Annotated in this window: 22 protein-coding genes and 1 tRNA gene; 11 read left to right on the forward strand and 12 right to left on the reverse strand. The window is 71.0% G+C overall.

Annotated features, from left to right (window positions below; all coding sequences use genetic code 11):
* Nucleotides 1-29 precede the first annotated feature (29 nt).
* The 4 genes from ABD213_RS00695 (at nucleotide 30) to ABD213_RS00710 (ending at nucleotide 2,057) form a co-directional block, all read left to right on the forward strand.
* Nucleotides 30-115: transfer RNA gene (locus ABD213_RS00695), tRNA-Leu, on the forward strand.
* Nucleotides 116-461: 346 nt separating this feature from the next.
* Nucleotides 462-764, forward strand: a complete 303-nt coding sequence (locus ABD213_RS00700; protein WP_344323099.1) for a WhiB family transcriptional regulator — start codon at nucleotides 462-464, stop codon at nucleotides 762-764.
* Between the two features lie 2 nt (nucleotides 765-766).
* On the forward strand, nucleotides 767-1,135 hold the full coding sequence (locus tag ABD213_RS00705) for a MerR family transcriptional regulator (RefSeq protein ID WP_344323102.1): 369 nt from the start codon (nucleotides 767-769) through the stop codon (nucleotides 1,133-1,135).
* A gap of 178 nt (nucleotides 1,136-1,313) precedes the next feature.
* Nucleotides 1,314-2,057, forward strand: coding sequence for a hypothetical protein (locus tag ABD213_RS00710; RefSeq protein ID WP_344323105.1), 744 nt, complete (start codon nucleotides 1,314-1,316; stop codon nucleotides 2,055-2,057).
* Here the strand turns inward: ABD213_RS00710 and ABD213_RS00715 are convergent.
* From ABD213_RS00715 to ABD213_RS00730, 4 genes are all read right to left on the reverse strand, one after another.
* The gene (locus tag ABD213_RS00715; protein ID WP_344323107.1) at nucleotides 2,038-2,214 is read right to left on the reverse strand and encodes a DUF6458 family protein; all 177 of its coding nucleotides are present in this window, start codon (nucleotides 2,212-2,214) and stop codon (nucleotides 2,038-2,040) included. The genes ABD213_RS00710 and ABD213_RS00715 overlap by 20 nt on opposite strands.
* A gap of 94 nt (nucleotides 2,215-2,308) precedes the next feature.
* Entirely contained in the window at nucleotides 2,309-2,503 is a 195-nt protein-coding gene (locus ABD213_RS00720; RefSeq protein ID WP_344323110.1) for a DUF6458 family protein, read from the reverse strand.
* Nucleotides 2,504-2,601: 98 nt separating this feature from the next.
* Nucleotides 2,602-3,990 (reverse strand): VWA domain-containing protein, encoded by a 1,389-nt coding sequence (locus ABD213_RS00725; RefSeq protein WP_344323112.1) that lies wholly within the window; start codon nucleotides 3,988-3,990, stop codon nucleotides 2,602-2,604.
* Nucleotides 3,991-4,000: 10 nt separating this feature from the next.
* Complete coding sequence (locus ABD213_RS00730; RefSeq protein ID WP_344323115.1) at nucleotides 4,001-4,879, reverse strand: AAA family ATPase; 879 nt, start codon at nucleotides 4,877-4,879, stop codon at nucleotides 4,001-4,003.
* Between the two features lie 36 nt (nucleotides 4,880-4,915).
* On the opposite strand from ABD213_RS00730, the gene ABD213_RS00735 reads away from it, so the two are divergent.
* The 3 genes from ABD213_RS00735 to ABD213_RS00745 are packed head-to-tail and all read left to right on the forward strand — an operon-like array spanning nucleotide 4,916 to nucleotide 7,230.
* Nucleotides 4,916-5,314 (forward strand): SRPBCC family protein, encoded by a 399-nt coding sequence (locus ABD213_RS00735; RefSeq protein WP_344323118.1) that lies wholly within the window; start codon nucleotides 4,916-4,918, stop codon nucleotides 5,312-5,314.
* A gap of 9 nt (nucleotides 5,315-5,323) precedes the next feature.
* Nucleotides 5,324-6,619, forward strand: a complete 1,296-nt coding sequence (locus tag ABD213_RS00740) for a M20/M25/M40 family metallo-hydrolase (RefSeq protein WP_344323120.1) — start codon at nucleotides 5,324-5,326, stop codon at nucleotides 6,617-6,619.
* A gap of 14 nt (nucleotides 6,620-6,633) precedes the next feature.
* Nucleotides 6,634-7,230 carry a DUF1294 domain-containing protein gene (locus ABD213_RS00745; RefSeq protein WP_344323122.1) on the forward strand — a complete coding sequence of 199 codons (597 nt, stop codon included), beginning with the start codon at nucleotides 6,634-6,636 and terminating at the stop codon, nucleotides 7,228-7,230.
* Nucleotides 7,231-7,246: 16 nt separating this feature from the next.
* Here the strand turns inward: ABD213_RS00745 and ABD213_RS00750 are convergent, their stop codons facing one another.
* Both ABD213_RS00750 and ABD213_RS00755 read right to left on the reverse strand, forming a co-directional pair.
* Nucleotides 7,247-7,432, reverse strand: coding sequence for a DUF5703 family protein (locus ABD213_RS00750; protein WP_344323124.1), 186 nt, complete (start codon nucleotides 7,430-7,432; stop codon nucleotides 7,247-7,249).
* Nucleotides 7,433-8,395 (reverse strand): aldo/keto reductase, encoded by a 963-nt coding sequence (locus tag ABD213_RS00755; protein ID WP_344323127.1) that lies wholly within the window; start codon nucleotides 8,393-8,395, stop codon nucleotides 7,433-7,435. It abuts the gene before it with no gap.
* A gap of 48 nt (nucleotides 8,396-8,443) precedes the next feature.
* Between ABD213_RS00755 and ABD213_RS00760 the strand changes: the two genes are divergently transcribed.
* The 3 genes from ABD213_RS00760 to mshC all read left to right on the forward strand — a co-directional run bounded on the left by ABD213_RS00760 (nucleotide 8,444) and on the right by mshC (nucleotide 11,453).
* The gene (locus ABD213_RS00760) at nucleotides 8,444-9,283 is read left to right on the forward strand and encodes an undecaprenyl-diphosphate phosphatase (RefSeq protein ID WP_344323129.1); all 840 of its coding nucleotides are present in this window, start codon (nucleotides 8,444-8,446) and stop codon (nucleotides 9,281-9,283) included.
* Nucleotides 9,284-9,295: 12 nt separating this feature from the next.
* Nucleotides 9,296-9,997, forward strand: a complete 702-nt coding sequence (locus ABD213_RS00765; protein WP_344323131.1) for an SDR family oxidoreductase — start codon at nucleotides 9,296-9,298, stop codon at nucleotides 9,995-9,997.
* Nucleotides 9,998-10,241: 244 nt separating this feature from the next.
* Nucleotides 10,242-11,453, forward strand: coding sequence for a cysteine--1-D-myo-inosityl 2-amino-2-deoxy-alpha-D-glucopyranoside ligase (gene mshC, locus ABD213_RS00770; RefSeq protein WP_344323133.1), 1,212 nt, complete (start codon nucleotides 10,242-10,244; stop codon nucleotides 11,451-11,453).
* A 79-nt stretch (nucleotides 11,454-11,532) separates the two neighbouring features.
* Here the strand turns inward: mshC and ABD213_RS00775 are convergent, their stop codons facing one another.
* The 5 genes from ABD213_RS00775 to ABD213_RS00795 form a co-directional block, all read right to left on the reverse strand.
* Entirely contained in the window at nucleotides 11,533-12,363 is an 831-nt protein-coding gene (locus tag ABD213_RS00775; protein ID WP_344323135.1) for an FHA domain-containing protein, read from the reverse strand.
* A gap of 9 nt (nucleotides 12,364-12,372) precedes the next feature.
* Nucleotides 12,373-12,636 carry a hypothetical protein gene (locus ABD213_RS00780; protein ID WP_344323137.1) on the reverse strand — a complete coding sequence of 88 codons (264 nt, stop codon included), beginning with the start codon at nucleotides 12,634-12,636 and terminating at the stop codon, nucleotides 12,373-12,375.
* Between the two features lie 85 nt (nucleotides 12,637-12,721).
* Nucleotides 12,722-13,567, reverse strand: coding sequence for a PAC2 family protein (locus ABD213_RS00785; protein WP_344323139.1), 846 nt, complete (start codon nucleotides 13,565-13,567; stop codon nucleotides 12,722-12,724).
* Nucleotides 13,568-13,617: 50 nt separating this feature from the next.
* Nucleotides 13,618-17,355 carry a methionine synthase gene (gene metH / locus ABD213_RS00790; protein WP_344323141.1) on the reverse strand — a complete coding sequence of 1,246 codons (3,738 nt, stop codon included), beginning with the start codon at nucleotides 17,353-17,355 and terminating at the stop codon, nucleotides 13,618-13,620.
* A gap of 686 nt (nucleotides 17,356-18,041) precedes the next feature.
* Nucleotides 18,042-18,182 (reverse strand): hypothetical protein, encoded by a 141-nt coding sequence (locus ABD213_RS00795; RefSeq protein ID WP_344323143.1) that lies wholly within the window; start codon nucleotides 18,180-18,182, stop codon nucleotides 18,042-18,044.
* 124 nt (nucleotides 18,183-18,306) lie between these two features.
* Between ABD213_RS00795 and ABD213_RS00800 the strand changes: the two genes are divergently transcribed.
* Nucleotides 18,307-18,972 (forward strand): HAD family hydrolase, encoded by a 666-nt coding sequence (locus ABD213_RS00800; protein WP_344323145.1) that lies wholly within the window; start codon nucleotides 18,307-18,309, stop codon nucleotides 18,970-18,972.
* A gap of 19 nt (nucleotides 18,973-18,991) precedes the next feature.
* Here ABD213_RS00800 and ABD213_RS00805 read toward each other — a convergent pair whose 3' ends face one another.
* Nucleotides 18,992-19,810 (reverse strand): RecB family exonuclease, encoded by an 819-nt coding sequence (locus ABD213_RS00805; protein WP_344323147.1) that lies wholly within the window; start codon nucleotides 19,808-19,810, stop codon nucleotides 18,992-18,994.
* Between the last annotated feature and the right edge of the window lie 36 nt (nucleotides 19,811-19,846).

The raw sequence follows: 19,846 nt of genomic DNA on the forward strand, positions 1-19,846 counted from the left end.
GATCGTGCGCCAGCGGTGCACGACACCTCGTCCGGGTGGCGGAATTGGTAGACGCGCTAGCTTGAGGTGCTAGTGGCCCGATAGGGCTGTGGGGGTTCAAGTCCCCCCTCGGACACAGCAAGGCCCCCATGCTCTCGCCAGCTGGGGGCCTTGTCCGTCCCACCGGGCGTCCCGGCGACGGGCTCAGTCGTGCCGAGGGATCGTGAAGCTGGCCAGACGTTCGCGGGAAGGGTGGCCTCGGACATGGGAACCACCTGTCTGTGCGGGATGACGGCTCCTGACGCGCGAGCGCGTCGATGCCGTTTCGTACGCTACCGAGCGGGAACGCGAGAGGGAAGGACGAGACGGCACGATCCTTCACCCAGCATTCTTGTTCAGGTGCTTGCTTTGTTGAACAAGTTCTGGTGTACTTATTGAACAAGTTCGGCGCACCTCGTGCCAACGTCTCCGAAGGGGGAATCATGGCGAATCTCAGCAGGCTCCCAGTCGTCCGCCAGGAAGTGTGGGAGTGGCAGTACCGCGGCGCATGCGTCGGGATGAACTCAGCCGTCTTCTTCTCACCCGATGCCGAGCGGGGCGCCGCCAAGCGCAACCGCGAGGCCGCCGCCAAGGACGTGTGCGGCGGGTGCCCCGTGATCCAGGAGTGCAGGCAGCACGCCCTCTCCGTCCGCGAGCCCTACGGCGTGTGGGGCGGCATGACCATGGACGAGCGCAACGCGTGGTACGCCGCTGCCGACGAGCAACGAGTCCTCGAGGCAGGTTGAGGATGGTCGACTCACGAGGAGGCAACGAGAGGGGGGTCTCGGCCATCGATGCCGACAACGGACACGACACGTCGATCGCCGTGCCGATCGACGACGCCGCACGGATCGTGGGTGTGGCTACGTCGTCGCTGCGCACCTGGGACCGGCGGTTCACGCTGGGTCCCTCGGCCTTCACCGAGGCCGGCTACCGCCGCTTCACGTGCGCCGACCTCGACCGCGTCGAGCTGATGCGGCGCTTCCTCTCCGAGGGCCTGCTGCCGGCGACGGCGGCGCGGCGCGCCGTCGAGCACCCGGCTGACGACCTCCACGCCGAGGCCCGGCGGACCTCCAAGCGCGAACGACTCAGGTCCGGGGGTCAGGGCCTGAGCTGACGACCCCCTGCACCTCGAACCTCTGCCCAGGCATGATGGCGTGGTGGCGAGGGGACGGAAGAGGGCGACCACGCTGGCGCGACGCCGGCATCGAGCCCGGGCGAGATCGGCTCGCCGGGGACGAGTCCGCTCCGATCGAGCGGACAGGGCACGTCGGCGACGTCATGACCGCAGGTGGGTGCTGGCCGACCGAGTCGTCCTGATCGCCTTCGTCGGCCTCACTGTCGTCGCCCGCGGGGCGATGCAGCAGGACCGCTTCCTGGTCGTGTCCGTCGCGACCATCGTCTTGGGCACGACGATCGCCTGGAGGGTGATCGGGAGCCTCTGGTCGGGACGGCGCCGCGCTGCGATCGCGGGCTGGAAGGACATTCTTGCGGCGTGGGCCTGCGCCACCGCCGTCTCCGTGGCCCTCCACGGGTCTCCCGGTCTGCAGGACCCGTTCCTCGCGCTGCTCATGGGCCTCATGGCCGGCCTGATCCTGCTGCTCCTCCACCTGTTCGGTCTCGCGGGGTGGCTCCTGACGACCTTCGCCCGCGCCATGTGGCACGTGGGAGCCCTCGAGCGCGTCTGGGCGCTCAGCCTGGCGACGTGGATCGGACTGAGCCCCGCGATCGTCGCAGCCGCCGTCACCTTGAGCTACGCCGACGACGCGCGAGACCCGGTCCGGCGATGGAACCTCGTCGAGGTGTTCGCCTCCGGCCCCCCGGACACGGCCACGGCCTTCTTCATCGTCTGTCAGGTGCTGTCCTACCTGAGTCTCGCGGCGGGTGCCGTCGCACTGTCGATCAGCGCGGTCATGGCCACCCGAGTCAAGGACACGCCCGAGGAGGATCGCCTGGCGCGCCGGTTCGGACGCGAGATGCGAGAGAGCCGTCGGCGTCGCCGAGCCCGCGCAGGCGACGTCAGCGACGCGAGGCGTTGAAGGACTGCAGCAGCGACAGGACGAGACCGATCGCCCCGACCGCCATGAGGATCAGCCCGACGACACCCAGGTCGATCCACGACACCGCGTCGTCCTGGACGGCGTAGGCGAGGATCGCGCCGAAGGCGAGCAGGAACAGCGAAGCACCCAGCGACATCGTGATGACCTCCGTGACTCGTGGGACAGGCGGAACTCAACCTACCGCGAGAATGCTCGCGGCGTGGAGGAGCTCGTCGGCGGGCAGGTACCGATCAGCGAGGGGGAGGAAGATCGTCGCGCCCGCGCCGCGAACCGCCAAGGAACAGCGAGAGCAGCAGACCGAGGGCACCGACGCCGATGAGGATGTAGCCGACGAGGGTGAGGTCGACGCCGTTGATGGCGTCGGCGACGGCGAAGGCGAGGATCGCACCGACGGCGATCATGAACAGGGAAGCACCGAGCTGCATGATTCCTCCTGGGAGGGTTCGGGGGGCGGGTACGGCCTCACTGTGGCGGGGATCGGGCCACGTCGCACCCCGACACGCTGGTCGAGTGCTTCTGAACCTCAGACCGGCAGCAGGCGCGAGACGAATCGCGAGAGCTGCTCGACGGTCGCGCACTCGTACATCGGGACCACCTCGGCGTACTCCGGTGCGATCGAGTCGCCCAGTCCCCAGCGGTTCTCGTGCTCGGGGTTCAGCCAGAAGATCCGCTTGGCCCGTTCGCCCACGCGGTGCAGGGCCTCGAGGTTCGGCGACAGGTTGTTGTTGCGTGCGTCCCCGAGGACGAGGACGCTCGTGCGCGGCCCGACGGCGTCGAGGAAGTGCTCGGCGAAGTCACCGAAGGCCTCGCCGTAGTCGCTGCTCGTGTGCCACTTCGTGACCCTCGCCCGGTCCGCGATGGCGCGCGCGGGGTCGTCGGACTCCTTGACGATGTCGGTCACCTCGGCCATCGCGTTGACGAAGGCGAAGACGCGGATGCGGGTGAACTGGTCGCTCAGGGCTCGCACCAGCAGCATCGTGAAGCCGGAGAACCCGGCGACGGACCCGCTCACGTCGCACAGGAGCACGAGCTCGGGACGCGACGGCCTCGGGCGCTCGAAGACCGGCCGCAGCGGGACACCCCCGGTGCCCATGGCGCGACGCATGGTGCGGCGCACGTCGATGCGGCCCCTGCGCGCACGACGCCGACGAGCGGCGAGCCGCGTGGCGAGCTTGCGCGCCAGGGGACGCACCCCGGCGCGCAGCTCCTCGAGCTCCTTGCGGTTCGCGCTCAGGAAGTCGACCTGGTCGGAGGAGGACCGCACGGCGTGACGCGTCACGACGTCGCGCCCACGCACCTCCGACGTCCGGCGCCTGGCCTCGGCGGCCACCATCTGTCGGAACGCCTCGATGAGACGACGGACCTCGTCGCGCTCGATGCGTGAGGTGACGTCGTGCGCCGGCGCACCGCCCGGAGCCCCTCCACCACTGCGCATCGACATCGCGGAGACGAGCGTGGTCTGGGGCTGGATGCGGTCGAGCGTCTGGAAGGCCGACCACCCGGCCGTCTGCGTCCCGGGGGTGCCGACCTGACCCAGGGCGTCGACCGCCACCTCCGCGACCTGCTCGAGGCTGCGCAGGTCACCCTCGGCCAGCGCCATCGCGAGCAGGTCGCGCAGGTCCTCGACGGACACGTCGTCGTCGACGTCCCGTGCGGCTTCGGGCGTCCCGACGCCCGCGGGGAAGTAGAGGTCGAAGGTCATGTCGAAGACCTCGCGCTGGCCGCCGCGACGGACGAGAGCCGACGCCAGGCCCTCGCGCAGCAGCTCCCGGTCGTCGAAGCCGAGCACCGCGGCGACGCGTGCGGCGTCGACGGTCTCGCTCGTTCCGGCCGGCACCCCCTTGGATCGCAGCGCAGCGACCAGCCCGACCAGGCGGTCGGTCAGCGGCTCGGCCTGACGCGCATGGTCCACAGGACGTCCGCTACGGCGTCAGGACGGAGTCGAGGTCGAGGCCCTGGCGGGCCTTCGCCGCGTCGTCGGCGTGCTTGAGGATGACACCGAGGCTGTCCCTCATCACCTCGTCGTCGAGGACGTCGGCACCGAGGGCGAGCAGGGTGCGAGCCCAGTCGATGGTCTCCGAGACCGATGGCGCCTTGCGCAGCGGCATCGCTCGCAGCGCATTGACGACCCGGACGACCGAGTCCGCGAGGCTGGCGTCGAGCTCCGGCACCTTGAGGCCGACGATGCGCTGCTCGAGCTCGGGGTCGGGGAAGTCCACGTGCAGGTAGAGGCAACGTCGACGCAGCGCCTCGGACAGCTCCCGCGTGGCGTTCGAGGTCAGGACGACGAAGGGACGCGTGGTGGCGCGGATCGTGCCCAGCTCGGGCACGGTCACCTGGAAGTCACCGAGGACCTCCAGCAGGAGTCCCTCGATCTCGACGTCGGCCTTGTCGGTCTCGTCGACGAGCAGGACCGTGGGCCCGTCGCGTCGGATGGCCGTCAGCAGGGGCCGGGGGAGCAGGAACTCCTCGCTGAAGATGTCGCTGCGCGCCTCGTCCCACGTCTCCTCGCGACCGGCCGTGATGCGCAGGAGCTGCTTGGCGTGGTTCCACTCGTACAGGGCGCGGGCCTCGTCGACGCCCTCGTAGCACTGCAGGCGCACCAGCTCGGCGCCGGAGGCCTCGGCCACGGCACGCGAGAGGTCGGTCTTGCCGACGCCCGCGGGACCCTCGACGAGCAACGGCTTGCCGAGCTCGCTGGCGAGGTAGACGGTGGTGGCGACGGCGTCGGACGCGAGGTAGCCGACGTCGGCGAGTCGGGTCCTGACGTCGGCGACCGACGTGAACGGCGTGGTGGCCATCGTGCCCCTTCCGGTGCTGGTGCCTACCATCGTGCCGTGAGCGAGTTCAGCGTGGTGCGCGAGGTCCCCCTGACGGCCGAGGAGGCCTTCACCCGCCTGACCGACTGGTCCCGCCACGGCGACCACGTCCCCCTGACGAAGGTCCACGCCGTGAACGGCGGCATCTTGGCGCGCACCGGCATCGGGCCGCTCGGCTTCGACGACCCGATGCGGATCGTGGACTGGGACCCGCCCCGACGCTTCCGGCTCGAGAAGCAGGGCCGCGTCGTGACGGGCTGGGCCGAGGTCACCGTCACCCCCCTGGACCTCGGCAGCCGCGTGGAGTGGCGGGAGGTCGCGCACACGACCGGCGTGCCCAAGGCGTTCGCCCGTGCCGAGCGGGCCGTCGGACGCATGCTGTTCTCGCGGGTCATCGACGGCTTGCTCCGCACGTAGGATCGCGTCATGGCCTACACACCCGATGCGGAGGTCCTCGAGATCTGCCGCGACCTGATCCGGCTCGACACCTCCAACTTCGGGGACGACTCGGGTCCGGGGGAGCGCAAGGCCGCCGAGTACGTCGCGGCGTCGTTGGCCGAGGTCGGCATCGAGTCGGAGATCGTCGAGGCTGCCACCGGGCGCACCAGCGTCGTCGCACGCTGGGGCGACCAGACGTCCTCGCGCCCCGGACTGCTGGTCCATGGTCATCTCGACGTCGTGCCCGCGCAGGCTGCCGACTGGAGCGTCGACCCGTTCGCCGGCGAGGTCGTCGACGGCTACCTGTGGGGTCGTGGCGCGGTCGACATGAAGGACTTCGACGCGATGCTGCTGTCGGTGGTGCGGGCGCGCCAGCGGGCGGGCGCCGTCCCGGACCGCCCCATCACGCTCGCGTTCACCGCGGACGAGGAGGCCGGCAGTCGCCAGGGAGCGCACTGGATCGTCGATCACCGCCCGGACCTCCTGGAGGGCTGCACGGAGGCGATCGGCGAGGTCGGTGGCTTCTCGGTCGAGGTCGGCGGCCAGCGTCTGTACCTCATCGAGTCCGGTGAGAAGGGCATCAACTGGATGCGCCTGACCGCGCGCGGCACCGCGGGCCACGGGTCGATGGCGCAGCCGGACAACGCGGTCACCCACCTCGCCGCGGCGCTCGTGGCGCTCGGCGAGCACGTCTGGGAGCAGAGCCCCGGCCCGTCGATGCAGCGACTCGTGGAGACGGTCCGCGAGCTGACGGGGGAGACCTCCACCGACCCCGCCACCGTGCTCGCGCACGTGGGGCCGGCGATCCGCATGATCGGCTCGGGCCTGCGCAACACCACCAACGCGACCATGCTGCAGGCCGGCTACAAGCACAACGTCGTGCCCGGAGAGGCGGTGGCGTTCGTGGACGGCCGGTACCTGCCCGGTCACGGCGAGACCTTCATGCCCGCCGTCCAGGACGTCGTCGGAGACCACGTGAGCGTCGAGCCCCACATCACCGACGTCGCGCTGGAGTACCCCTTCGAGGGCGACCTCGTCGACGCGATGACCCTCGCGCTGCACTCCCAGGACCCCGAGGCGCACATCGCTCCGTACCTGATGTCCGGCGGGACCGACGCCAAGGCGTGGGACCGGCTCGGGATCACGTCGTACGGATTCACCCCGTTGCGCCTGCCCGGCGACCTCGACTTCACCGCGCTCTTCCACGGTGTCGACGAGCGGGTCCCGGTCGACGCCCTGGCCTTCGGCGCGCGGGTCTTCGACGACTTCCTCGGCCGCGTCTGAGGCGGGACCCGACCATGGCGCCAGCGCGTCTGTCGGGCGCCATCGCCTCGTGGGACGACAGACGTGGCTACGGGTTCGTCGCCTCGGACGACGGGAGGCGCCTGTTCGTCCACGTGACGGACTTCCCGTCGGGCCGTCGCCCCGAGGTCGGCCGTCGGGTCACGTACACCGTCGACACGGACGCGCAGGGGCGTCCTTGCGCCGTCGACGTGCGGTACGTCGGTCGTGGACCGCGGGCACGACCGGCGCCGGGTGGAACACCGGTGGCCGCGGTGCTCACCGTCGTGTTCCTCCTCGTCGCGACCGCGGCGGCCCTCCTCGCCGGGGTCGCCGTCGGGTGGATCGGGGCGTTCGTCGCGGTCTCGCCGTTGACGTTCGCGGTCTACGCCACCGACAAGCGCGCCGCACGTGCCGGAGCCCGACGCACGCCGGAGTCCACGCTGCACCTGCTCGGCCTGCTGGGCGGGTGGCCGGGCGGGCTAGCCGCACGTCGCCTCCTGCGGCACAAGACCGTCAAGCAGCCCTTCCGCAGGGTCTTCGGCTGCACGGTGGCAGTGAACGTCGGGCTCGTGACGACAGCCCTGGCGATGGCCCTCACCCGGGTGGCCTGAGGCCGACCGGCCCGGCTCAGTAGGTGGGCCGCATGCGGATGATCTTGCGACGCAGCCGGACGCTGCGGTTGCCCGTGGCATCCTTGCGCAGGCGGTCGAGCTCCCATCCCTGGTACTCGGCGGCCTGCGTCAGCATGCGGCAGACCGCGCCTCGGGACTGCTCGCGCCCGATCGAGAGGTTCCAGAACTCGTACTCGACCACTCAGCTCTCCCATCCGTCCGGTGACGACACGTCGTCGAGCGCCTCGATGATCTCAGGGGGCAGGGTGACGTCCTCGGAGGCCAGCAGTGCGGTCATCTGCTCGGGCGTCCGCACCCCGACGAGCGCCGACGCCACGGTCGGGCGGTCACGCAGCCACGCGAGGGCCACGTGCGCCGGCGCCACCTCCAGCCCGTCGGCCGCGCGCAGGAGCGCGTCGACCACCGCCGTGGACTCGGCGTCGAGGAACGGGTCCATGTACGCCGCCCAGGCCGGGTTCGCGGCGCGGGAGTCCGCCGGCGTGCCGTGGCGGTACTTGCCCGTGAGGACGCCCCGCGCGAGCGGGGACCACGCGAGCAGCCCCAGACCGAGGTGCTCGGTGGCGGGGACCACCTCGGCCTCGGGAGAGCGCTCCAGCATGGAGTACTGGACCTGGGCGCTGACGAAGCCGGTGCCTGCAGGTCGGGCGAGCGACGTGGCCTGGGTCAGGGCGGTCAGCCAGCCCGGCAGGTTGCAGGTGCCAACGTAGCGGACACGTCCGGAGGTGACCGCGATCTCGAGGGCGGAGAGCGTCTCCTCCAAGGGGGTGCGGTCGTCCCAGCCGTGCAGCTGCCACAGGTCGAGGTGGTCGGTGCCGAGCGCCTCGAGCGATGCGTCGAGCTGGCGCAGCAGCATGCCGCGCGAGGCGTCCTGCACGACACGACCGTCGCGCACGCCCACGACGCACTTGCTGGCGAGGACCACGTCGTCCCGGACGCCGAGCGTGGCGAGGACCGAGCCGAGCATCGCCTCCCCGCGGCCCTCGGCGTAGACCGGGGCGGTGTCGACGAGCGTCCCGCCGCCGTCGAGGAAGGCGCGCACGATGTCGATGGACGCCGTCTCGTCCGACGAGACGCCGAAGCCCATCGTGCCGAGGCCGATCCGGGACACCTCGAGTCCGGAGTGTCCGACGCGACGCACCTGCATGCGAGAACCCTAGACCCACGCCCCCCACGCACTGGTTAGGCTCGCACGGTGGACGAACTCCTGCGCGCCGTGGTCCTTGGTGTCCTCCAGGGGATGACCGAGTTCCTGCCCATCTCCAGCAGCGCCCACCTGGCCATCTTCCCGAAGTTCTTCGGCTGGGAGGACCCGGGTGCCGCGTACACGGCCGTCGTCCAGATCGGCACCGAGGTCGCCGTCGTCCTGTACTTCTGGCGAGACATCTGGACGATCGGGCGCGGGTGGCTCAGAGGACTCGTCTCGGCCCCGGCCCGCCAGGAGCTCGAGTGGCGCATGGGCTGGTTCATCATCGTCGGATCCCTGCCGATCGTCGTGCTCGGCCTCCTGCTGGAGGACCTCATCGACAGCCAGTTCCGCAACCTGTGGGTGATCGGGACCATGTTGATCGTGCTCGGTCTGCTGCTGGGCCTGGCCGAGAAGATCGGGCGCAAGACCCGGCCCATCGAGCAGCTCACGTGGACCCACGCCGTGGCCCTGGGCGCGGCGCAGGCGGCGGCCCTGATCCCGGGTGTCTCCCGCTCCGGCGCGACCATCAGCATGGGCCTCGCCCTCGGCTACGAGCGAGCCGCCGCCACGCGGTACGCCTTCCTGCTGGCGATCCCCGCGGTCCTCGGGGCCGGCATCTACAAGCTCAAGGACATCCCCGGCGGGGAGAACGCCTACGGGTGGGGTCCGACCATCATCGGTACGGTCGTCTCCTTCGTCGTCGGGCTCGCCGTCATCCACTGGCTGCTGCAGTACGTCAGCAAGCACTCCTACACGCCGTTCGTCATCTACCGGGTGGCGCTCGGCAGCCTGACGCTGATCCTGGTGGGCACCGGCGTCATCACTGCATCGGTCGCGATCGGCTGATTGACTGGGGGGATGACCCCCTCGTACCCGTCGTCACGACCCGTCGCCCTCGTCACGGGGGCCTCCCGAGGCATCGGTCGCGCCATCGCGCTCGACCTCGGCCGCACCCACCACGTCGTGCTGGTCGGACGGGACCGCGCGTCGCTCGAGAGCACACAGGGCGAGCTCCCCGACGCCTCCGTCCTGGTGCTCGACGTCGCCGACGAGGCATCCGTCGACGCGGCCGACCTGCCCGAAGAGGTCGACGTCCTCGTGCACAGCGCAGGCGTCAGCGGTGGGACGACCGTCGCCGAGGAGGACCGTGCCCACTGGCGGACGACATTCGAGGTCAACGTCTTCGGCGTCGCCCACCTCACCGCTCGACTGCTCCCCGCCGTTCGTGCGGCGGGCGGAACGATCGTGCTCATCAACTCCGGCGCGGGCCTGTTCTCCACCCCTGGTGGTGCGGTCTACTCCGCGTCGAAGTTCGCCCTGCGGACGTTCGCCGACACCCTGCGCGAGGAAGAGCGCGAGAACGGCGTGCGCGTCGTGTCGGTCCACCCGGGCATCGTGGACACCGAGATGGGCCACGGCGCGATCTCCGACGGTGGGCACCCCGAGCGGATGCTCCAGCCCGAGACGATCGCCGCCGGTGTCCGCGCGGCCGTCGACGCACCCCCCGAGGCCCAGTTCGAGATGATGTCGATCCGACCCAGCCTGTCGCCCAAGGGCTGAGCGAGCTGAGAGCGGCGACGCCGGGTCAGAGCCAGCCGGCCCGCCGGAACCGACGGAAGATCCCGACGCACAGCACGGCGATGACCCTTCCAACACCGTCCGCAGCTCGGCTCCGGACGCGGGGGAGTCCTCGCGGCGTCCACGTCGGTAAAGCGCACTGTCGATGATCGCGCGCCCGTTCTGCTCCCGGCGACCGCGCCCGGCCGCCGACATGCCGCACGTCCGGCGCCGATACGCTCGCCCCATGCGTGCCTGGTCGAGTCCCGGAGTCCCTGCCCTCGACGGGACGCCACCGACGCTGCAGGTGCACGACACCCGGTCGGGACGGTCCGTGCCGAGCGAGCCGGACGGATCGGCCCGCCTCTACGTCTGCGGCATCACCCCCTACGACGCGACCCATCTCGGCCACGCGGCCACCTACCTCGCCTTCGACCTCCTGCAGCGCCAGTGGCTCGATCGCGGTCTCGACGTCGTGTACACGCAGAACGTGACGGACGTCGACGACCCGCTGCTCGAGCGCGCCGTGGCGACCGGGGTCGACTGGGCCGAGCTCGCCGAGCGAGAGACGCAGCTGTTCCGTGAGGACATGGCGGCCCTGCGGGTCCTGGCCCCCGACCACTACGTGGGCGCGGTGGAGTCCATCGACCTCGTCGTCGACCTCGTGGAGAAGCTCGGCGACGCCGTGTACCGCGTCGACGACGACCTGTACTTCGACGTCCACGCCGACCCGGCGTTCGGTGACGTGAGCGGCTTCGACGACGCCACCATGCGTACGGTCTTCGGCGAGCGGGGGGGCGACCCGGACCGGACGGGCAAGAGGCACCCCCTCGACTGCCTCGTCTGGCAGGCGCCAAGGTCCGGGGAGCCGTCCTGGCCCTCGCGGCTCGGTCCCGGACGACCTGGCTGGCACATCGAGTGCGCCGCGATCGCGCTCGAGCACCTCGGCACCGCCTTCGACGTGCAGGGCGGCGGGTCGGACCTCGTCTTCCCGCACCACGAGATGTCGGCCGCGGAGGCCCGCGTCGCCACGGGCGAGGAGTTCGCGCAGGCGTTCGTCCACGCCGGGATGGTCGGCTACGACGGCGAGAAGATGAGCAAGTCGAAGGGCAACCTGGTCCTCGTCTCGGCCCTGCGCGAGGCCGGCCACGACCCGATGGCGATCCGGCTCGCGCTCCTGGCGCACCACTACCGCAGCGACTGGGAGTGGCGCGACGCGGAGATCGACGAGGCCGCGACGCGGCTCGCGCGCTGGCGCGACGCCGTCTCTCGTCCGTCGGCACCACCGGCCGGACCGGTCCTCGCCGGCCTGCGTGAGGCGATGGCCGACGACCTCGACGCACCGAGCGCCCTGCTCGCCGTGGATGCGTGGATGGCCGAGGACGGCGAGGACGCCGACGCGGGCGCGCAGGTGGCGGCCGCGGTCGATGCGCTGCTCGGCATCGCCCTGGACGTGTGAAGGACGGGCCCGACCCGCCCCCCGGCAGATCAGACCCGTCCAGATCGGGTGGTGTGCAGGCCCGTGGGCCTCGCGCTCCTCAGCGCTGGTACCGCGGTTGGTCCTGGGGCTTCTGGACGCCCAGCTCGCCACCGATGCGACCACCGAAGGGGCGCCCGTGGTCGGCGTACTCGTCACGGACGTACGTGAGCCGCCAGGGCCCGATCTCGATCCTGGTACCGGTCCGCAGCTGCTGCTCGGCACGGTGCTGGCCATGCACGACGGTCGGCACCGTCTCACTGCGGGCGGTCAGCACGTACTCGTCGTCGGGGGTGCGGTTCACGACGGCCTGCACGACGTCCATGCCGTCGAGCTGAAGGTCGACGTCCGGTCCGCTGCCGAGCACGGTCTCGCCGGGCAGCAGGTACAGCACGCGGACGCCCCGTCCGGTCGCCGGGACACGGGTGTCGCTGAGGTAGAGGCGGGGGTGACCGCCACCGTACGGATCGTGAGTCGTGGTGATCTTGCGGTTCCACCAGGGCAGGGGCGGCAGCTTGGGCCACTCGACCGGTGGCGGCATGAGGGTCCCGTCCGAGGAGGACAGCGCCGACGCCTTCAGCGACGTCGCCGCCCGCCAGCGGCACACCTTCACGTGACGGGACCTGGTCACCACGCGCTGCCACCAGGGCACCTTGACGTCGCCGATCCGCAGGACGGGTCCGCCGTCGTCGCACAGCGTCACGCACGCACCGTGGTCGGCCAGGACCTCGGCCCACTGGTTCATCTCACCGGTGGACCGGCCGGCCGCGAGTCGGGCGAGGTCGGAGGAGATGACGGAGAACTCGTGTCCGTCCCCCTCGACGCGCACCGTCAGGTGCTCGTCCTCGGGCGTCTCGATCTGGACGTCGAGGTCGACCAGCAGGCGGGTCACGGCACGACCTCAGCTGGGGTCGTCGGAGGTGGTGACACGGACGGTCCCGTTGAAGCGCCACGTGGCGCGCGGGGAGTCCGGTCCGGTGTCGCGCGGGACCTCGACCTCGAGGTCGTCGAGGTGGTAGCGCACCTCCGCTCCTCGTCCGGTGAGGTACTCCCAGACCTCGCGTCCCACGTCGGTCCAGTCGGTGACGGGGCGCGGTCCCTCGGCCTTGCCGGTGAGCGAGTGCTCGGTCGGCTCCGTGGGTCGCCCGGCGGACTCGGTGCTCATGGTTCCTCCTGTGACGCTGGTGACCCCATCGTGGCGTGGACCGTTCGATCCCGCACGACAAGTGCACGCGGCGAGCGACGAGGGGTCAGCTGCCGCCGGGACGGCGTCGCAGGTACCGCTCGAACTCCCGCGCGATCGACTCACCGGTGGCCTCGGGCAGCGCGTCGGCGTCCTGGGCCTGCTCGAGTTCCTCGACGTACTCCGCGATCTCGGGGTCCTCGGCCGTGGCCTCCTCGGCACCGCGCTGCCACGCCTCCGCGAGCTCGGCGAGCACCCCCTGGGGGAGCGGGCACCCGACGGCGTCCTCGAGGTGTCCGAGGAGCGCGAGGGTCGCCTTCGGGCACGGGGGTTCGGCGAGGTAGTGCGGCACGGCCGCCCACAGGGAGACGGCCGCGATGCCCTGCGCCGACGCGGTCTCGTTCAGGACCGCGTTGATGCCCACGGGGCCGGCGTAGCTCGACGGACGCAGCGAGAGCCTCGCGACCAGACTGGGGTCGGTCGAGCTCCCGGAGACCGGGACGGGACGGGTGTGCGGGGCGTCGGTCAGCAGGGCGCCGAGCGTGACCAGCTCGGTGACGCCGGCCAACGTCGCGAGTCCGAGCACGGTCGAGCAGAACGAGCGCCAGCGCATGTTCGGCTCCGGCGCCCGCAGCAGCAGGACGTCGCGCTCGAACCCGGACGGCCGGGCGAGGTACAGCGTCGGGACCGGCCAGACGATCTCCGCGGTGCCCTCGTCGTCACGCTCCAGGACCGGGCGGGTCAGCTGGAAGTCGTAGTAGTCGTCCGGGTCGAGCTCGGCAAGCACCTCGGCGTCCCACTCGTCGACGAGGTGGTCCACGACGGAGGACGCAGCGTCGCCGGCGTCGTTCCAGCCCTGGAAGGCCGCGACCATCCACGGGTCGTTGAGGGGAGGGATCGAGAGGTCGTCCACACCCCCAGCCTACGGACCCCCACGAGGTCAGGACGGTCGGACTCGCGCACTCACTCGTCGTCGGTGCGGTACCCGAGGTTCGGGGCCAGCCAACGCTCCGCCTCGGCCACGCTGATGCCCTTGCGTGCCGCGTAGTCGGCGACCTGGTCGCGGCCGAGGCGACCGATCACCATGTACTGCGACTGCGGGTGGGAGAAGTACCAGCCGCTGACCGACGCTCCCGGCCACATCGCCATCGACTCGGTGAGCTCGATGCCGGTGTGCTTCTGCACGTCCAGCAGGTCCCACAGCAGCTGCTTCTCGGTGTGCTCGGGGCACGCCGGGTATCCGGGAGCCGGGCGGATGCCGCGGTACTTCTCGGCGATGAGCTCGGTGTTGTCCAGCTGCTCGGCCGGCTCGTAGGCCCAGATCTCCTTGCGGACGCGCTCGTGCAGGCGCTCGGCGAAGGCCTCGGCGAGGCGGTCGGCGAGGGACTCCAGCAAGATGGCGTTGTAGTCGTCGTTCTGCTCCTTGAACTCCGCCACCTTGTCCTGGCTGCCGAGACCCGCGGTCACCGCGAAGGCGCCCACGTGGTCGGGGAGGCCGGTCTCCTTGGGCGCGACGAAGTCGGCCAGGCTCTTGTGGGCGATGCCCTCGCGGTGCTCGGTCTGCTGCCGCAGGTGGTGCAGGGTCGTGCGGACCTCGGACCGGGTGTCGTCGGTGTAGACCTCGATATCGTCGTGGTGCACGCGGGCGGCGGGGAAGATGCCGGCGACGCCGCACGCTCGCAACCACCGACCCTCGATGAGCGTGTCCAGCATCTCCTGGGCGTCGTCGTACAACCGTCGGGCCGTCTCGGCGGTGGCCGGATTGTTGAGGATGTCGGGGAAGCGCCCCTTCATCTCCCAGGCGTTGAAGAAGGGCTGCCAGTCGATGTACTCACGCAGCTCGGTGAGGTCGTAGTCATCGAAGACGTGCGGCACCCCGACCTCCCACGCCGGCTGAGGCGGGGCGTAGTCGGTCCAGTCGATCGGCGTGGCGTCGTCGCGCGCCTGCTCCAGCGACAGGATCTTGCGGGTGTCCTGGCGCGCTGCATGACGCTCGCGCAGCGAGTCGTAGTCGGCGGCGAGATCCTTCAGCAGGGCGGGCCGCAGGTCGTCGGACAGCAACGAGGAGACGACCGGGACCGAGCGCGAGGCGTCCTTGACCCACACGACGGGGCCGCGGTACTTCTCGTCGACCTTGACCGCGGTGTGCGCCCGGGAGGTGGTGGCGCCACCGATCAGCAGGGGGACGTCGAAGCCCTGGCGCTCCATCTCGGCAGCGACGTTCACCATCTCATCGAGGGACGGCGTGATGAGACCGGACAGGCCGATGATGTCGGCGTCGTGCTCCTTCGCGGCGTCGAGGATCTTCTGCACGGGCACCATGACCCCAAGGTCGATGACGTCGTAGTTGTTGCACTGCAGCACGACGCCGACGATGTTCTTGCCGATGTCGTGGACGTCGCCCTTGACGGTCGCCATGATCACCGTGCCGTTGCTGCGGCTCGCGTCGGAGGGGTCCTTCTCCTCCTCGATGAACGGGATCAGGTAGGCCACGGCCTTCTTCATGACGCGCGCGGACTTGACCACCTGCGGCAGGAACATCTTGCCGGCGCCGAACAGGTCGCCGACGACGTTCATGCCGTCCATGAGCGGGCCCTCGATGACCTCGATGGGTCGACCACCGCGTTCGGCGATCTCGGCGCGGAGCAGCTCGGTGTCGGACTCGACGTGGGCGTCGATGCCCTTGACCAGGGCGTGGGTGATGCGCTCGCCGAGGGGGAGGTCGCGCCACTCGGCGGTGGCCGCCTCGCCCTTCTCCCCACCGGAGGCGAACTCCCCGGCGATCTCGAGGAGCCGCTCGGTCGCGTCGTCGCGGCGGTTGAGGATCACGTCCTCGATGCGCTCGCGCAGGCGCGGGTCGACCTGGTCGTAGACGACGAGGGCGCCGGCGTTGACGATGCCCATGTCCATGCCCGCCTCGATGGCGTGGAACAGGAACACCGCGTGGATCGCCTCGCGGACCGGGTTGTTGCCGCGGAAGGAGAAGGAGACGTTCGAGACGCCGCCGGAGACCAGGGCGTGCGGCAGGTTCTGCTTGATCCAGCGGGTCCCCTCGATGAAGTCGATGCCGTACTCGGCGTGCTCCTCGATGCCCGTGGCCACCGCGAAGACGTTGGGGTCGAAGATGATGTCCTCGGCCGGGAAGCCGACCTCCTCGGTGAGGATGCGGTAGGCGCGGGCGCAGATCTCCTTGCGACGCTCCAGGGTGTCGGCCTGTCCGTCCTCGTCGAAGGCCATGACGACGACGGCGGCACCGTACTTGCGGCACAGGCGGGCGTGCCGGACGAACGGCTCCTCGCCCTCCTTCAGGGAGATGGAGTTGACGATCGACTTGCCCTGCAGGCACTTCAGCCCGGCCTCGATCACCTCCCACTTGGAGGAGTCGACCATCACCGGCACCCGACAGATGTCCGGCTCGGCCGCCACCAGCTTCAGGAAGCGGTCCATCGCGGCGACGCCGTCGATCATCCCCTCGTCCATGTTGACGTCGATGACCTGCGCGCCGTTCTCGACCTGCTGGAGGGCGACGGCGAGCGCGGTGTCGTAGTCGCCGTCGCGGATCAGGTTGCGGAAGCGGGCCGAGCCGGTGATGTTCGTGCGCTCGCCGACGTTGAGGAACAACGAGTCCTCGTCGACGACGAGCGGCTCGAGGCCGGACAGGCGCAGTGCGGGGGAGACGTCGGCGACCCGCCGCGGGGCGAGCCCCTCGACCGTCCGGGCGATGTGGGCGATGTGGTCGGGGGTGGTGCCGCAGCACCCGCCGACGAGGTTGTAGAGCCCGGCCTCGGCGAACTCGCGCAGCACGGCTGCGGTCTGGTCGGGCTCCTCGTCGTACTCGCCGAAGGCGTTCGGCAGGCCCGCGTTGGGGTAGCAGGAGACGAAGCAGTCGGCGAGGCGCGAGAGCTCGGCGACGTAGGGACGCATCTCCTCGGCGCCGAGGGCGCAGTTCAGACCCACCAGCAGCGGCTTGGCGTGGCGGACGGAGTACCAGAAGGCCTCCGTCGTCTGCCCCGAGAGAGTCCGCCCGGAGGCGTCGGTGATGGTGCCGGACAGGACGATCGGCCAGCGGCGCCCGTACTCCTCGAAGACCGTCTCGACGGCGAAGATGGCTGCCCGCGCGTTCAGCGTGTCGAAGATCGTCTCGATGAACACCAGGTCCGCGCCACCGTCGAGGAGCGCACGCGTGGCCTCGGCGTAGGCGTCGACGAGCTCGTCGTAGCCGATGTTGCGGGCGCCGGGGTCGTTGACGTCCGGTGAGATGGACGCCGTGCGCGTCGTCGGCCCGAGCGCACCGGCCACGTACCGGGGACGACCGCTCTCCTCGGCCACGGCGTCGGCCTCCCGGCGCGCGAGCCGGGCCGCCTCCAGGTTGAGCTCGTAGGCGAGCTCGACCATGTCGTAGTCGCGCAACGAGATCGCGTTGGCGTTGAAGGTGTTGGTCTCGATGATGTCGGCGCCGGCCTCGAGGTACTCGCGGTGGATCGCGGCGATGAGGTGCGGCTGGGTCAGGGTGAGCAGGTCGTTGTTGCCCGCGACGTCGCTCGGCCAGTCCTTGAAGCGCTCGCCGCGGTAGCCGGCCTCGTCGGGCCGGTCCCGCTGGATCGCCGTGCCCATGGCGCCGTCGAGCACCATGATGCGCTGCTGCAGCGCCGCAGTGAGCTCGGCGGTGGCGTCCGGACGCCACGAGGTCTCTCGGGACACGCATTCCTCCACGGGTGACGAGACGAGATCTGGTCTGTGTGGGGAACCTCCAGCCGTCGGCGGGCTCGCGTGGACCTTCTCGGAAGTTCTCCACCAGTCTTCCACACCCCACCAGCACGAGGCGCGACCTTTCCGCCGACCGGACGTCATGTCCGGCCCACGTCACGTCATGGGGTGGGCCGCCTCGTCGGCCGGCATGCGCGCGACGATCGCGACGGCAGCCACGACGAGCGGGATGACCGCAGCCACCAGGAAGACGCTCCGGACCCCCACGGCCTCCCGCTGGAGGCACGACCGAGCAGCTCCGGCGGGACCCGACGTTGCAGCAGCGTGCCCCAGGGCACCATGGGAGCCGACATCAGCACGCCGACGGCGAACATCGCCACAGCGATCGCCGGGACCGACGACGTGACGGCGACGACGAGCAGCGGCAGACACGCCAGGCCCCACATCGCGTTCATGATCGTCAGGTAGCGCCGGGGCATCGGCAACGCGCCGGTGACCAGCGAGGCCACCGCGCTGCCGACCCCGTAGGCGGCGAGCACGAGGGCGTGTCCAGGTCGCCGACCAGCGCCCGGAGAGCGCGCGGCGCCGAGTGCGAAGGCACCGGCCGGGGACGACGAGGTCACTACGAGGGAGCCGGCTGCCGGTCCGCCGGCATGCTGCAGGACCGGGCGGAGGAAGCCCTAGAAGCCGACCGTGGCGCCGATGACCAGGCTCACCACGGCGAGCTGACCGAGGGTGACGACACCGGCCAGGGCCGAGCCGGCCACGGCGATGACCCAGACGCCGTCACCGGCGAGCTCGAACGCACTGGCGGAGGCCAACCAGCGGTGCTGGCGCTGCCGGAAGGGTCACAACGGCCCGCGGCTCCAGCGCACCTCGGCAAGGACCCCACCCGGTCGTGACACCCCGCGGAACGCTCCCGACCAGGGCATAACGTGGTCCCACGTGAGCACTCCTGCCGCCGTCCTGTGGGACCTCGACGGCACCCTCGTCGACACCGAGCCGCTGTGGATGGCCGAGGAGGCCGCCGTCGCCGCCGAGCACGGGGTGGAGTGGACCGAGCAGGACGGCCTCGAGCTCGTCGGCAACGCCCTCCTGGACTCCGGGCGGATCCTGCAGCGCAAGCTCTCCTCGCCGCTCACCCCCGAGGAGATCGTGGACCGTCTCGTCGTCCGGCTCGCCGACTCCCTGCGGGGGGACATCCCCTGGCGGCCCGGGCTGCCGGCCCTCGTGGAGGAGGTCGCCACCGCCGGGATCCCGCAGGCGCTGGTCACGATGTCGTACGCGCAGATCGCCGCGCCGGTGGCAGAGGTGCTGCCCTTCGACGCCGTGGTCACGGGCGACGTGGTCGCGCGCGGCAAGCCCGACCCGGAGCCCTACCTCGAGGCCGCCCGACGACTCGGCGTCGACCCTCGGGACTGCCTGGCGGTGGAGGACTCGCCGACCGGCGCCGCGTCGGCGAACGCGGCCGGCTGTGTCGTGCTGGTGGTGCCCCACCTGGTGGCGGTACCGCTGACGCCACGTCGCGTCGTGCGGAAGGGGTTGGAGGTCCTCGACGCGACCGAGCTGTTCGACCTCTGGGCCAGCCGGTCCGCCGACCGACTGCGGTGACGGAGCGCGGCGATCGACCTCACGTCTCGAGCGAGGCGTCCGCCGGGACCCGACGGATGCTCGACCACGGCAGTGCGGTGCCACCGCGCTCGGGGCACACGTCGGTGAAGGAGCACCACCGGCACAGGGGACCGGGCCGCGCTGGGAACTCGCCGGTGCTCAGCGCACGGTCGATCGCCTGCCAGAGCGCCCCGAGCTTGCGCTCGGTGGCCTCGAGGTCGGCGACCGTGGGCTCGTACGACAGGACGGTGCGATCGCCGAGGTACAGCAGCTGCAGCAGCGTGGGGAGCACGCCGCGCGAGCGCCAGACGACGAGGGCGTAGAAGCGCATCTGGAACAGCGCCTTGTCCTCGTGCCGCTCGCCCGGCGAGCGTCCCGTCTTGTAGTCGACGATCCGGATCCGACCGTCCTCGGCGACGTCGATCCGATCGACGATCCCGCCGAGGCCGAGACCGGACTCCAGCCGGTGGTCGACCCGCACCTCCCGACCCTCGGGCTCGAGCCAGCGCGGGTCCTCGAGGGCGAAGTAGGACGCGAGCAGCCGGTGCGCGGAGTCCAGCCAGGCGCGCTCGTCGTCCTCGGCCGCGAACAGCGTCGAGAGGCGGTCGTCCTCCTCGCGCAGACCGTCCCACGACGCAGGCACCGAGGCGATCGCTCGCTCGAGGGTGCGGTCGCCGGCGGGAAGGTCGAAGAGGTCCTCCAGCACCGCGTGCACCAGGGTGCCGCGCACGGCGACCGGGTCGGCGGGCTCGTGCAGGCGGTCCACGGTCCGGTACCGGTAGCGCAGCGGACACCCGAGGAAGTCCGCCGCCCGGCTCGGCGAGAGTCTCTCGCGCACCGGCACAGGCGTAGGGAGCACGGTGGACGACGACAT

The organism is Aeromicrobium halocynthiae, from assembly GCF_039531385.1.
Taxonomy (GTDB): Bacteria; Actinomycetota; Actinomycetes; order Propionibacteriales; family Nocardioidaceae; genus Aeromicrobium; species Aeromicrobium halocynthiae.